This window comes from Sorangium aterium (genome assembly GCF_028368935.1).
GTDB lineage: Bacteria > Myxococcota_A > Polyangia > Polyangiales > Polyangiaceae > Sorangium > Sorangium atrum.
Window position 1 is genome coordinate 1270029 of record NZ_JAQNDK010000002.1, and the last position, 13796, is coordinate 1283824.

Sequence of the window (13796 nt, forward strand, 5' to 3'; positions counted from 1 at the left end):
ACATGACCCAGACATTCACACTCCGGCGCGATGTGGCGGCGCAGCACGTCGACGTCGCGCCGGGCGGCGAGATCGTCCTTCGCGGCAAGCTGGTCTGCTCGACCGACGCCTCGGTCATCGACGCGGCGACGACGACCTGGCCCGCGGGCGCGCCGGGCGGCGCGTCGGTCGACAGCGGCGGGCTCGTCGACCTCGAGCAGGGCGGCTTCCACATGACGAGCCGCGACCCCGCGACCCACGAGGTCCACGCCATCGCGACCGGGGATCCAGCCCCCGCGTGCGCGCTCGCGGGCGTGGAGGCCCCGTGCCTTCCGCTCCGGCTCCTGCCGCTCGCGCGCTCGCGGCTCCAGACGGCGCAGGAGCTGGGCAGCTGCCTTCGCGGGGGCATCACGGTCGAGGTGCCGGACGCCGTGCTCCCGCCCGTCGCGCCCGCGGCCGTTCCTTATGTGCAGGGCGCGGCCGTGCTGCTCGGCGCCTCCGTGCTCGCGTCGATCGGGTGGGTCGTGCAGCGCCGGCGCGCCCGATCGCCGCGCGGCCGCCTGCTCGATCTTGCGAAGCGCACCCGGGCCAAGCTGAGGGCCGCTGACGCGGTCGTGGCCGCGCCGCTCGTGCCGGCCGTGGAGGCCGCGCTGGGCGCGCTGAAGCGGCGGCGTGTGGACGCCGCCTCGACGGAGGGCAAGCGGGTCGCTGAGGTGCTGCGGCGGGTGGAGCTGCGCCTCGACGCGTCGGCCGTGGAGGCGCGCGCCGACAGGGAGCAGCAGGCGGCGGACGAGCTCGTCCGTGAGATCGAGAGCGCGCTCGAGGCGGTCGACGAGGTGGACGGCGCGCGGCGCGGGCGGGCCTGAGGTCGACCAGCCCCGCCGGAGGTCTGCGCGACGCTGCTGTCGCGCGGCGTCCATCTCGCCTCCATCCGCGCGATGTACCGGCTGCTCGCCGCCTCCGGCGAGCGCGGCGAGCGGCGCGCCCAGCGTGCGCCGATGAAGCACGCCAAGCCGACGCTCACCGCTACGGCCCCCAACCAGATCTGGACGTGGGACATCACCGGGCTGCGCGGGCCGCTGCCTGGGGTCTTCTACTGCCTGTACGTCGTCCTCGACCTGCTCAGTCGCATGACCGTCGGCTGGAGCCGGAACGCGCCTCTCTGCGCGATCCACTCATAGGATTCTCGTCCGGCCTGTCTCAGTCCTGTTGGCATTTTCCGCTCCCTCTGTGCCAATGTTGGATGAGAAACACGAGCAATGAAACCGCGCAAAATGGCGTTGTGTCGCGGTCGCTTCATGGCGTATAAATCTAGTCGAAGGACCACATGATCTTCCAGGGAGAGCATGGGTGTCCGGATAAGGTTTCGGACTCTGCGAATGGCACTACGTGATCCTGTGTGATCAGTTGCGAATGTCGTTGTCTCCCCTGGTCTCAATGCGCGACAGAGAGTCCCTGACAGGCGAGTCGCTTCGTGTGCATCTTCGGGAAACATTGGAAACATCTATGAAAAATTCAAAGCAGAATCAGTTCTCTCGTTGGTTCATACTGGCGTTCGCGTCAGTCGCGCTGGCAGCCTGTGGCGGTGATGACGATACCACAGGGCCCTCGAGCAGCTCATCGTCTTCTAGCAGCTCTTCATCCTCCAGCTCTAGCTCGTCTTCTAGCAGCTCTAGCTCGTCTTCTAGCAGCTCTAGCTCGTCTTCGAGCAGCTCCAGCTCGTCTTCTAGCAGCTCCAGCTCATCTTCGAGCAGCTCCAGCTCGTCTGGCGGCGATCTCGCATTGGTGGTCGCCATTGACTCCGGTAGTAGTTCGAGTTCAATGGTTGATGGCGTAGAGTACCAGGCGGACAAATACTCTGGCGGTGGTTCGACCAACAGCACGCAAGACTCTGTCGTTGGTGGGCAGCTTTATCAAACAGAGCGGTATGGTTCGTTCAAGTATGAAGTCCCGGTTACTGCCAATGGCAAATACACCGTGAAGTTGCATTTTGCGGAAATCGATAAAACCAGCGCTGGTTCGCGCAAGTTTAGCGTTGCGGTTGAAGGCAACACGGTTGTCAATGATCTGGATATTTATGCCGAGGTTGGTCATGACGTGGGCTACACGGAGACCTTCGCGGATATTGCGGTGAATGACGGCAGCGTCACGATTGAGCTGATTAAGGGTGTGGAGAGCCCGACCATCGCAGGATTTGCTATTTTCTCCAACGATGGAGAGTTGGATACGACGGTCACGCCCGACCCCCTCCCCGATTTCTCCAAGTACTCAGCCTACACTCAGCAATACACTGAGAAGACCGTGATCAATTCGAATCACGCGACGGGCCACGTCGGTGAGTTCTTCTTCACTCACTGGAAAGACGGCGGCTCTACGTCTTTGACCGTGGACCCGAATGGCGAATTCAGCGTGACCTGGCAGGGCGGCGGCTATAACTATGTCGGTGGTCCAGGATGGCATTACGGAGATGAGAAGAGGGTGATCGGCTACCGCCTCAATAACGATAGCGGCGCGAGCTATATCGCTTTGTACGGCTGGGGGTACGACAAGACCATGCCCACTTCCAACGCGGCACACCTGGTGGAGTATTACATCCTGCAGCGATGGAGTTATGATCCCAGCCAGGGCGCTACCGCTGGCAAGACCTTCACGAGCGATGGAGTTCAGTATTCCACGTACCGCTCGACGCGGCAGCAGCAGCCCTCTATCAATGGTCGCTCCACCTTCTACCAATACTGGAGCAAGCCTGCTCAGCCGCAGGCTCTCGGGCAGGATCACAAGATCGTATTCGCCGATCACGTGAAGGCATGGGCCGACAACGGCTGGATCCTTCCGAACACGAACAACCTGGACGCGAGCGACGATCCCACCTATCAGGTCCTGGCCGTCGAGGTGTTCAACCCCGGTAGCAATGGAACTGCGTCTGGTCGCGTCTGGAACGCGACGCCCTGATCCAATGCCTCGATGGCGCCGTGCTCGACGCCATCGAGGCTCTCCGCTTCGCTCCGACCCGCTTCGCGGGCGCCCTTTCGGGCGGCCTCCGCCCAACAGCCGGCGCCGACCGACGGTGCCGAGCGATTCGCGCGCGTGCCCGCCGCAAGGCCGCGACGCGTCGCTCAGCGGATCGGGCCGGCGATCTCCGGGTGCGGCGCCGGGGCCGCCTTCGCCGCGGGCTCGAGCGGCGCGCAGCCGTCGGCGGCGAAGGGGCCGATCGCCGGATCGCCCTTGACGAACGCCGAGACGCGGCGCATCCGCTTGGCGAACGCAGCCTCGGTCTCGGCGCGCCGGGGGTCGGCCGCGAGCGGGACGGTCCCGAGGCCCTCGCTGCGCACGGGGCAGATCTCCGCGAGGGGCGGCGCGCCCCGCCGCAGGCGCAGGCGCGCAAGCATCGCGAGCTCGACCGCGGGGCCGGTCCTCTTCACCTTCATGAGGAAGTTGCCGAGGCTGTAGAAGATGGGCCGGCCGCGGCGGAGCTCGATGCCCTGGAGCACGTGCGGGTGGTGGCCGACGAAGGCGTCGGCGCCCGCGTCGATGGCGGCGCCGGCGAGCGCGCGCGCCTGAGGGAGCGGGGTGTCCAGGTACTCGGTGCCGCCGTGGTAGCTCACGACGACAGCGTCCACGCCGGGCTGCTTGCGCGCGGCGCGCACCGCGGCGGCGAGCCCGTCCCGCTCCGCGCCCGCGACGAACTCCCGCGCCGGGTGCTGCCAGAGCGAGCCCTGGTTCCAGATGCCGGTCACGGCGAGCAGCGCCACGCGGAAGCCGCGGCGCTCGATGATGGCCGGCGTGTACGCCTGGAGCCGCGTCCGGCCGGCGCCCACGTAGGCGACGCCCGCGCGCTCCAGATGGCCGAGCGTCTCGAGGAACGCGCCCTTGCCGTAGTCCCACATGTGGTTGTTCGCGAGCGACACGACGCCGATGCCGGCGCGCGCGAGCGCGTCTGCGCCGGCCGGAGGGCCCGTGAACACGAGCGGATGGCGCGCGTGCTGGGTCTCTCCGCCCTGGTCGCTGAGCTGGTTCTCGAGGTTGACGAAGCGCACGTCGGCGGACGCGAACAGGGCCGCGACGGAGGCGAACGGATCGTACGCCGGATCGCGGAGCAGCTCCTGGCCGAGCGCCTTGCCGAGGCAGACGTCGCCGCCGGCGAGGAACGTGATCGCGGCGGTGGCGTCTGCCGGCGCGGCGGTGGCGGCCGGCGCGGCGGTGGCGTCTGCCGGCGCGGCGGTGGCGGCCGGCGCGGCGATGGCGTCTGCCGGCGCGGCGCGGGCCTCCCGGGTCGCTTCCGCGACGTCGCGGGGCGCGGCCGGCGCGACGATGGGCGGAGGCGCGAGCCCGGCGCCCACGTTGGCAGGCCGCTCGCAGCCGATCTGCGCGGCCGCTGCGCACATCGCGAGGAAGAAAGGGGCAGGGCGCATCGCGAGCGGCGTCTCTGCGCGCATTATCCACGGGCCCGCGGCCACGCCCAAGTATCCGGTGGTACGCCCGCAGACGTTCGTGCCACCATCGCCGCGCGTTGAGCAGGCCCAGAGGAGCCGCGGCGTCGATCGGCGGCCGCGCTCCCTCGATGGATGTCCGGCCCGCTCCAGCGCGATCTACGCCGGATTGGACGCGCGCTCGTGCGCGGGTTGCTTGGAAGGTCTTATCTCCATGGTGAATCGAAGACGTGAGACTCCCTCGGGCTCGACGCTGCTCTCCTCGCGCGGCGCGACGCCGTCGAGCACGCGCATCGTGCCGGGCCCCGCGGCGCGCGACGAGGCGCGCGACGAGGAGCGCAAGGACGGCTGGGGCTTTGCCGACACCCGGTTCGTCGTCAAGCCGAGCGGCAGCGTCGTGCTCACCGGCACGCGGTACAGCATCAGCAACGTCGAGCTGCCGTCGCTGATCCCGTGGATGTCGGCCACGCTCGCCGCGCCGCTCTCCTACGAGAACCGCAACGAGCCGCATTACCCGCCTCAAATCCCCGACGCCAAGGTCGCGAGCGAGCTGCTCGCCGCGCTCCGCGGCTTCCTGGCGGACGATCAGATCTCGCAGGATCCGCTCGTGCGCCTCCGGCGCGGCCACGGCCACACCGGGGCCGAGATCTGGGCGATCCGCTACGAGCGCCTCGAGCGCGTCCCGGATCTCGTCGTGTTCCCCGCGTCGCACGACGACGTCGTGCGCGTCACCGAGATCGCCAAGCAGCACGGCGCGTGCCTCGTCCCGTTCGGCGGCGGCACCAACGTCACGGACGCCCTGCGCCTGTCGATCCACGAGGAGCGGACCGTGATCGCGGTGGACATGCGGCGCATGAACAGGATCCTCTGGCTCGATCCCGTGAACCGCATGGCCTGCATCGAGGCGGGCGCGACCGGGCGGCACATCGTCGCGGAGCTCGAGAAGCACGGGCTCACCATGGGGCACGAGCCCGACAGCCTCGAGTTCTCGACGCTCGGGGGCTGGATCGCGACGAACGCGAGCGGGATGAAGAAGAACCGTTATGGCAACATCGAGGATCTCGTCCTCGACATGCAAGTCGTGACCGCGCATGGCGTGGTCGAGCGGCCGCACGTGGCCCCGCGCGAGAGCGTCGGCGCCAACCCAAAGAACTGCATGTTCGGCAGCGAGGGCAACTATGGAATCGTCACCAGCGCTGTCGTCAAGCTGTTCCCCCTGCCCGAGGTCCAGCGCTACGGCAGCGTCATCTTCCCCGACCTCGCGCGCGGGCTCGCGTTCCTCTATGACCTGCAGGGCGCCGGCGCGCTGCCCGCGAGCGTGCGCGTCATGGACAACACGCAGTTCCACTTCGGTCAGGCGCTCAAGCCGAAGAAGTCCGGGGTGCTCGCCCGGGTGAAGAGCGAGGCGGAGAAGCTCGTTGTGACCCGGATCAAGGGCTTCGATCCGCACCAGCTCGCCGTCGCCACCCTCGTGTTCGAGGGGACGAAGGAGGAGGTCGACTTCCAGGAGAAGACGCTCTACCGCATCGCGGCGCAGCACGGCGGGATGAAGGCGGGCGCGGCGAACGGCGAGCGTGGTTATCAGCTCACCTTCGGCATCGCGTACATCCGCGATCTCACGTTCGAGCACTGGGCGATCGCGGAGAGCTTCGAGACGAGCGTCCCGTGGAGCCGCGCGCTCGAGCTCTACGACCGGGTGCGCCAGCGCGTCCTGCGCGAGCACGAGCAGCGGCGCCTGCCGGGCAAGCCGTTCTTCACCGGGCGCATCACCCAGGTCTACCCCACGGGGGTCTGCATCTATTTCTATCTCGGCTTCTACGCGAAGGGCGTCGACGACCCCGTGCGCCATTACGCCGAGATGGAGCACGCCGCGCGAGAGGAGATCCTCGCCGCCGGAGGGTCGCTCTCCCACCATCATGGAATCGGCAAGATCCGGCAGGATTTCGTGAAGGACATCTACTCCGACGGCGCGCGCGCCTTCATGCGGCAGGTGAAGCAGGCCGTCGATCCGGACAACGTGTTCGGCGCGGCGAACCACGGCGTGCTCGGCGAGGTCGCGCTGTCGAGCGCGGAGGAGCAGGGGCGAGCGCCCTCGCCTTGACCTGGGCGGCGCGGCCGCGTGTGTGCTTTGCTGGCCGCACGACGACCTACCGCGCGCGCTGTCCGTGCCGGCCAGCTTCGTGACGTTCCAGCCGAAGGCACACCTGGGCTAAGCTGTACCCCTCGTGACCAAGCCGTCGGACCTCGACTGGAATGACCTTCGCTACGCCCTCGCGGCCGTGAGGGCCAAAACGTTGGCTGGCGCGGCGCGCTCGCTGGGCGTCGAGCACTCGACGGTAGGCCGCAGGCTCGTGGCGCTCGAAGCTGCGCTGGGCGCCCCGCTGCTCACGCGCGGCCCCGAGGGGCTTTCGCTCACGGCGATAGGCCAGACGGTCGCGCCGCTGCTCGAGCAAATGGATCAGGCGGCGCTCGCGGTGCAAGCGGCCGTGCGGTCGCAAACGGTTCGGATCAAGCTGGCCACCCCCTCAGCCTTCGGCCGCTTGCTCGCCCCGCACATTGGCGCCTTCCAGGCCGCCCGCCCCGAAATCGTCTTGGAGATACTGAGCGGCAGCCGCCCGGCCGACCTCAGAAGGGGCGAGGCCGACGTCGCGCTGCGTTCGGGCACGGTCGACGGCGACGATCTCATCGCCAAGAAGATCGGCGAGCTCGATTGGTCGCTGTATGCATCGGAAGCCTACCTGGCGCGGCACCCGGCTTCGGTCGGCTCGCGCGACCTTCGGGGGCACGACCTGTTGGGGTTCGAGGTCGGCATCAGCAACGCCCCTCTGGCCCGGTGGCTCGAAGAGCGCAGCGAAGGCGCCCGCGTGCTCATGCGGTACCGCGAGGTGAGCGACCTTCTGGCCGCCTGCGTCGCCGGCATGGGCATCACCATCTTGCCTTGCATTCTCGCTTCGCTCGAGCCTTCGCTCCGGCGGCTCACGGGCGAGAGCCTCGGCAAGAGCCGGCTCTCGATCGTATACCGCAAAGAGGCGTCCCTCGCCGAGCCGGTGAGGGCGGTCATCGAGCTCGTCACCGAGGCGTTGCGCGGGCACCTTGGGACCCCAGGGCGCCGCTGATGAGCGGCGCCCTGCCCCGGGGCCATTCGGGGTTAAAGGTCCCGCGAACGGTGCCAGAGGGTGCCGTCGGGGCCCACGACGAAGACGTCGAGCCTGCCCGGGGCCGAGCTCGCGAGGATGGGGTCGCCGCCGACGTCGACGGCGAGCGTCGCCCAGTCGGTCTGCCCGGGCCACCAGCTGCCCGCGCTCCACTCTTTGTAAAGCAATCGACCGTCAGTGCTCCGGGCGACGACCTCGAGGTGGCCGACGTCCGACGAGACCACCGACGGGGGCCCCGCGAGGTCGCCGCCCATGTCATACCAGTCGGTCTGGCTGGGCGACCAACCCGACGCCTCCCAAGCCTTGTTGTACGCGCGGCCGTCGGCGCCGCGGCCGACGATGTCGAGGTGGCCGGCGCCCCACGAATCGACGACCGGGGTTTCGGCGAACTGCTTGCCGCCGAGGCCCTGCCAGCCCGTCTGCGAGGGCCACCAGCCGGCCGACGCGTTATAGACCTTGTTGTACGCCCGCTTGCTGGCGTCGAGCGCGATGACGTCGATATGGCCGGCGCCCCACGAGGCGGCCGTCGGCGCGGAGCCCATCGTGCCAAGGTCGTTCCAGCCAGATGGAGAGGGCGACCACTGGCCCGTCAAGGTCGACCACGACTTGTGCAAGACCTTGCCCGACGCGCTCAGCGTGAATACGTCGAGCGAGTCGGGGTCGGGCGAGACGGCGACCGGCGGTGCCGAAGCGGGTCCCCCGAGAGAGTCCCACGTGGTTTGCGAGGGCCACCAGCCGGCGAGGATAGGGTCCCACACTTTGTGGTAAACCGAGCTGTCATTGCCGAGCATGAAGGCGCTCAGGTGGTCGCCCCGCCTGACGAGCGCCGGCGCTTTGCTCGACGAGCCGCCGAGGCCCGCCAGGCCGAGCTGCGACGGCCACCATGAGGGGGTCGAGCCGGGGTTTTGCACCTTGCTGCCGAAGGTGGCGTCGGCGTTTCTAACGACGAGATCGAGCTGGCCCGACGGCTTGGTCGCGGCGGCCGGAAGCCCCCTTACCCCGGCGCCGACGGGCTCCCAGTCGCTCCAGCCTTTGCCGATGCCGAGCGCGGGCCTCTTGCCTCTGGCGCCGGCGAACCACGATGAGTCGACGTCGTGGGTCAGAACGCGCTTCACCTGCTCGACCTGCGAGTCGCTGAGCGACCAGCGGTCGCCGGTGTAGCCCGGATCGTAGTTATAACTCATGAGGTTGGCGCCGAGGTTCGGCGCCGACGGCGTGTGGCCGGGCAGCGTGAGGCCGAGGCCCTTCAATCCGTCGTCGCCCGTATAAAGAATGTCGCAGGCCGAAGGGAAGCTGACGCAAAGGCACGTTTGGCTGTAACCGGGGTCGGCCTGGTTGCAGTCGGCGTACTCGAAGCCCGTGCGCGGCACGGCCAAGCGCAACGTGCGGTCGGGCTCGGCCGGGGGACAGTTGTTGAGCGAGCCGAAGCAGGCGAAGCCGAGCGGGTTCTGCGCCCAGCCGCTGTTGCCTTGAATGGGTCGCAGCGACGATTCGGGGTAGCCCGCCGCCTGCACTCGGCTCGAGAAGTAGACGTTGGTCGTGGTCGCCGGGGGCAGGTCGGCGGGTTTGTACACGAGGTCCCAGAAGTCGGCGAGCTTGGCGGGGGCGCCGGTCGCGGGGTTCTTGAGGTTGGGGTTCGACAGATCGTAGCCGAGGCCCGCGCCGCGGAACGAGTGCGAGAGGCCCAAGTAGTGCCCCAGCTCGTGGGCGAAGGTGCGGTTGCCCGCGCCCATGTTGTAGCGTTGCACGATGATGCCGTTGCCCTCCCAGGGGTAGGCGCCCCAGGCTTGGCTGCTCGAGCGCACGGTAAAGACGACGATCTCGTTCTCGTTGCCGCAGAGCGAGGCGGCGCGAAAGAGGGCCATCTCTTCCGACTCGGTGCCGCTCAGCCCGGGGGCCGCGCAGCCGGGGTTGAAAGCGACGGGGGGCGCCGACGAAGGGGGCGAGGGCCAGGCGTAGCTGCCGCCGATGTTGGTGAAGGTCGGGCTCGTGACGACGACCGATGCGGCCAGCGAGAAGCGAATGCCCGCCTTGACGAAGGCGGCGTTCGCGCCGGCAATCTGCTCGTTCAGGGCGGTCCGGCCGAGCGAGTCGTTGGTTCCGTCGACGAACTGAACGAACCGAATCGGAATCTCTCGATTGATGACGGTCGTCGAAGACGATAGCGCGGCCGACACCTCGGCCGCAGGGGCGCCGTCGGGTGCGGGTTCGAGATCGACGCCGGGGGTGCCGCAAGCTGTATACAAAAGAATGGACGCCGGAAGGGCGCGTGCCACGAAAGACAGGTGAGTCGGCCGAAGTGTCATTGGGGTTCCTTGGTGCGTGGGATGACGGCGCCCTGAACGGGTCGGGGCGGCGCGCACCCCCGCGAAGGGGCGGGCGGCGCGAGGCCCGCCCTGCCGTCGTTGTAAGGCTTTGGTACCCGCCGGCGGACGAACCGTCGATTCGCAATGCGCGCCCAGGCCGGTGCAAAAATGCACGCACCGCCTCGGGACACTCACCCAACCGAGCAGGTGCCCTTCCTCGAGGTTGGCGCCGGTGCACGAGATGATGTCCACCTTTCCCTGGCGGATCATCTCGGCGAGGGAGACCCCCAGCTCGGCCGTGCTCATCGCGCCGGCGAGCGACACCAGCATCTTGCCCCCGTCCGCGAGGTGACGCAGTGTCTGTGCCGTGGCACGGGGGCATCGGCGGCAGCGCTCGGCGCGCGCAGCGAGCGCATGTTCCGAGGCGGGGTGGTATGCAGGGCGGCGGTGCAGCTCATGACAGCGCCCTCGGAGGACGGCGACGGCGCGGGCCGCGTGGCCGGGCTCGCGGGCGTCGTGCTGTGCGGCGGGCAGAGCAGCCGGATGGGGCGCCCCAAGGCATGGCTGCCGTTCGGGGGCGAGGCGCTGCTCCAGCGGGTGGTGCGGCGCCTCGGCGAGGCGGCCTGGCCGATCGTTGTGGTCGCGGCGCCGGGACAGGAGCTGCCGCCGTTGCCGGACGGGGTGCTGCTCGCGCGCGATCCGGTGGAGGGCCGCGGGCCGCTGCAGGGCATCGCGGCCGGGCTCGATGCGATCGCGCCGCTCGCCGAGCGGGCCTACGTCTCCTCGACCGACTCGCCCTTCCTGCACCCCGCCTTCGTGCGGCGCCTCGCGGATCTCCAGGCGGGCGGCCACGCCATCGCGGTGCCGCGGGCGGAGGGGCACCATCACCCGCTCGCCGCGGTGTACGCGTGCTCGGTGCGCGGCGAGGTGGCGGCCTTGCTCGCCGAGGGCAGGCTGCGGCTCTCCACGCTGTTCGAGCGGGCGCGCACCCTGGTCGCGGATCCGGAGCTCCTGCTCTCGGATCCTCGGCTCCGCGCTGCGGATCCGGCGTTGCGATCGCTGCGCAACCTGAACACGCCCGAGGACTACGCGGCGGCGCTGCGCGAGCTCGACTGACCCGTTATTGGCCGCGCGCCGCCGCGCTCGCCGCCGCCGCGCCCCCGGGCTCGCCCCTCGCGATGAGGACCCGCTGCTCGCCGTGCCTGGGCAGGAACACCCGATCCGGCCCCAGCCCGCGCGCGGCCATGACGCGCCGGAGCTCGCGGGGCGCCTCTCCGAACGTATCGGTGCTGTTGATGAAGGTGTCGAAATGGATGGCCATCATCCGCCGCGCCCCGAGGTCGAGGAAGGCCTGCACCGCCTCCGCCGGATCGACGTGCTTGCTCTCCATGAACTCGCGCGGCCCCACCGGCGCGATCGGCAAGAGGGCCAGATCGATCGAGGGGAATCGCGCGCGCGTCTTCACGAAGTCGTCGCGGTCGTAGGCGGTGTCGCCGCCGAAGTAGACCGCGATCCCATGGTACTCGACGACATAGCCCGTGAAGCTCTCCGTCATCCAGTCCCGGTCCAGCCCGTAGCGATAGCCGGAGTGCCGCACCGGGACGGCCGTGACCTTCAGATCACCCTGCCGCCATGTCGTCCAGGTCGGGACCTCGAACGACGCGAAGCTATAGTTGGGCACGTAGACGAGCCCGCCCCGAGGCGCGAGCAGCGCGCGGACCTTCGGCTCGATCAGGGACAGCGAGCCGAGCGACAGGTGGTCGAGGTGCATGTGCGAGATCAGCACGGCGTCGATGGGCGGCAGATCCTCCGGAGCGAGCCCCGGCTCGACGAGCCGCTTCACCATGAGGCCCACCGTCGACGTGAAGACGGGGTCGGTCAGGATCCATCGATCGTCGATCTGCACGAGCACGGTCGCGTGCCCGACCCACAGCGCGGCGAGCCGCGCCTCGGGGCGGTACGGCGCGCGCACCTTGTCCGGCACGGGCAGCGGGCTCGCGAACAGCCTCGCCACGTTGCTCTCCAGGATGCGCGCGGGCACGCTGCACGACAGGCCCGTGAGCGCGAGGAGCGCCGCGGCGAAGAGGCGAGCTGGCGACGAGGAGGGGCGCGTGGCCATGCGCGGCGTCAGAAGTAGCGGATGCTGAGCGTGAACGTGGTCGATCGCAAGGCGGCGGTCGGCGTGGTCGCCACCTGCGCGCCCAGGGCGCCGAACAGGGTATAGACCCCCGCCTCGTACGAGGCCGCCACGTGCCCTCGAGCAAAGAGCGCGGATCCGCCGAGCGAGCAGGACAGGTAGTCGCCTCCATCGAGGAGCGGGAAATAAGCGCGGACGCCGCCCCGGATCAGCCAGCGATCGGCGAACGCGCCCGGACGGGCGACGTACCCGGGCGAGCCGAAGAGCTCGATCGAGCCGGAGTGGCGCGTGAGCGGCTCCGCGATGAAGGCGCGCCACGGCGAGAGCTTGCGGTTGATCCCGAACGAGTAGAGCAGCGGCGTCACCTGCCACCGGAACCCGAAGTGCGCCTCGCCCGGCTCGAGCCACAGCTCGGGGCTCGGCACGAGCTGGACGAGGAGCCACGCCAGCGTGGGGCGGATGTCGGGCTCCGTGGCGGCGGCCGCCGGCGCCGCCTGCAGCGGCTCCTCGGGCGACGCGCCCGCGACGAGCGGCCAGAGCAGCCAGCCGAGGGCGGCGGCGCAAGGGGCCAGCGCGGGAGCGCGGCGTCGCGCGAGGGAGCGCGCACCGGTGCGTCGCGTGAGGGAGCGCGCTCCGGGCATGCCGCGGCTACGGCGCTGCGCCGTACACCCTTCCGAGCTGCTTGTAGAGGAACCGCGCCGCGTGCTCGCCATAGGGCGTCTGCGCCGCGTACACGTCGGGCGAGGCGATCGGCGCGTGCGCCGCCAGCGCGCCTGGCCGCCCGAGCCGGGCGAGATCCTCGCAGAGCGCCTCCATCGAGGCATACCGGTTCTCCGGCCGCTTGCGCAGGCACTTCGCGATCACCGCCTCGAGCGCGCGGGACGCCGGGCTCTCACCCAGGTTGGGCGGCGGGGGCGGCGTGACGAGCTGATTGGCCAGGACCACGGCCTCGTCCATGGCGGGCGCCAGGGCGGGGGAGGAGCTCCGCGTGACGCTGAAGGGGAGCCGGCCGGTGAACATCCGGTACATGAGCATGCCGAAGCCGTAGACGTCCGTGCGCCCGTCGGGCGGGTCGCTGACGGTCTGCTCCGGCGCCATGTACTCCAGCGTGCCGACGGTCACCCCGGCCTGCGTGAGCCCCGAGTGCTCGTACAGCTTCGCGAACCCGAAATCGACGACCTTGGCCGCCCAGGCGTCGCCCTTCTCCCCGACGAGGAACACGTTGGCGGGCTTCACGTCGCGGTGGACGATCCCCGCGCGGTGGGCCGCGCCGAGCCCGGCCGCGGCCTGCAGGAGGAAGGGGACGCCGGCCTCCGGGGACAGCCGCTTCTCGCGCAGGAGCAGCGAGCTCAGCGACTCGCCGAAGAGGAACTCCAGCACGAGGTAGGGCGACCCTTCATGGAGGCCGATATCGAGGACCTCGACGATGTTCGGGTGAACGACCGTGGCCGCGGCCTTGGCCTCCAGGAGGAACCGCGCCTTCACCTTGGGCTCGCGGCGGAACCTCTGCTCCAGGAGCTTCAGCGCGACGGGCGCGCCGCTCTTCGTGTCCTCCGCCAGGAACACCTGCGCCATGGCGCCGCTGCCGATCAGGCCCCGCACCCGGTAGCGCTCGGCGACGATCGTGCCCACATGCTCGGTGGGCTGGGACCGGATCCGCCGGATGTCGTGGCTCGCGACCAGCTTCTCTCCGTCGTGCGGGCAGAAGCGGTGGTCATCCGCGTACCGCCGATGGCAACGAGGGCACAGCATGAAGTCCCATTCCGGGCATAGCCCCTCCAAGGCCCTC

Annotated in this window: 12 protein-coding genes; 6 read left to right on the top strand and 6 right to left on the bottom strand. The window is 69.6% G+C overall.

The annotated features are described in order from the left end of the window. Positions 1–2: 2 nt before the first annotated feature. Together POL72_RS19800 and POL72_RS19805 are read left to right on the top strand one after the other, a co-directional pair. Complete coding sequence (locus POL72_RS19800; protein WP_272097014.1) at positions 3–845, top strand: hypothetical protein; 843 nt, start codon at positions 3–5, stop codon at positions 843–845. Positions 846–917: 72 nt separating this feature from the next. Beyond that, positions 918–1160, top strand: a complete 243-nt coding sequence (locus POL72_RS19805) for a DDE-type integrase/transposase/recombinase (protein WP_272097015.1) — start codon at positions 918–920, stop codon at positions 1158–1160. A gap of 345 nt (positions 1161–1505) precedes the next feature. Here POL72_RS19805 and POL72_RS19810 read toward each other — a convergent pair whose 3' ends face one another. Beyond that, the gene (locus tag POL72_RS19810) at positions 1506–1775 is read right to left on the bottom strand and encodes a hypothetical protein (protein ID WP_272097017.1); all 270 of its coding nucleotides are present in this window, start codon (positions 1773–1775) and stop codon (positions 1506–1508) included. A gap of 25 nt (positions 1776–1800) precedes the next feature. On the opposite strand from POL72_RS19810, the gene POL72_RS19815 reads away from it, so the two are divergent. Further along, positions 1801–2931, top strand: coding sequence for a glycoside hydrolase family 11 protein (locus POL72_RS19815; RefSeq protein ID WP_272097018.1), 1131 nt, complete (start codon positions 1801–1803; stop codon positions 2929–2931). Positions 2932–3095: 164 nt separating this feature from the next. Here the strand turns inward: POL72_RS19815 and POL72_RS19820 are convergent, their stop codons facing one another. Beyond that, positions 3096–4391 (bottom strand): CapA family protein, encoded by a 1296-nt coding sequence (locus POL72_RS19820; RefSeq protein WP_272097019.1) that lies wholly within the window; start codon positions 4389–4391, stop codon positions 3096–3098. A 232-nt stretch (positions 4392–4623) separates the two neighbouring features. Here POL72_RS19820 and POL72_RS19825 point away from each other — a divergent pair, with 232 nt between their 5' ends. Both POL72_RS19825 and POL72_RS19830 read left to right on the top strand, forming a co-directional pair. Then, entirely contained in the window at positions 4624–6510 is a 1887-nt protein-coding gene (locus POL72_RS19825; RefSeq protein WP_272097020.1) for an FAD-binding oxidoreductase, read from the top strand. Positions 6511–6634: 124 nt separating this feature from the next. Next, positions 6635–7525 carry a LysR family transcriptional regulator gene (locus tag POL72_RS19830; RefSeq protein ID WP_272097021.1) on the top strand — a complete coding sequence of 297 codons (891 nt, stop codon included), beginning with the start codon at positions 6635–6637 and terminating at the stop codon, positions 7523–7525. Between the two features lie 32 nt (positions 7526–7557). Here POL72_RS19830 and POL72_RS19835 read toward each other — a convergent pair whose 3' ends face one another. Next, the gene (locus POL72_RS19835; protein WP_272097022.1) at positions 7558–10200 is read right to left on the bottom strand and encodes a DUF8189 domain-containing protein; all 2643 of its coding nucleotides are present in this window, start codon (positions 10198–10200) and stop codon (positions 7558–7560) included. A 126-nt stretch (positions 10201–10326) separates the two neighbouring features. Between POL72_RS19835 and mobA the strand changes: the two genes are divergently transcribed. Next, complete coding sequence (gene mobA / locus POL72_RS19840) at positions 10327–10986, top strand: molybdenum cofactor guanylyltransferase (RefSeq protein WP_272097023.1); 660 nt, start codon at positions 10327–10329, stop codon at positions 10984–10986. A 4-nt stretch (positions 10987–10990) separates the two neighbouring features. Here mobA and POL72_RS19845 read toward each other — a convergent pair whose 3' ends face one another. Genes POL72_RS19845 through POL72_RS19855 form a run of 3 tightly spaced genes read right to left on the bottom strand, consistent with a single transcriptional unit; the run spans position 10991 to position 13759 of the window. Further along, positions 10991–11989 (bottom strand): MBL fold metallo-hydrolase, encoded by a 999-nt coding sequence (locus POL72_RS19845; RefSeq protein WP_272097024.1) that lies wholly within the window; start codon positions 11987–11989, stop codon positions 10991–10993. Positions 11990–11997: 8 nt separating this feature from the next. After that, a complete protein-coding gene (locus tag POL72_RS19850) occupies positions 11998–12648 on the bottom strand; it encodes a hypothetical protein (RefSeq protein ID WP_272097025.1) in 651 nt (216 codons plus the stop codon). Between the two features lie 7 nt (positions 12649–12655). Further along, complete coding sequence (locus POL72_RS19855; RefSeq protein ID WP_272097026.1) at positions 12656–13759, bottom strand: serine/threonine-protein kinase; 1104 nt, start codon at positions 13757–13759, stop codon at positions 12656–12658. Positions 13760–13796 lie beyond the last annotated feature (37 nt).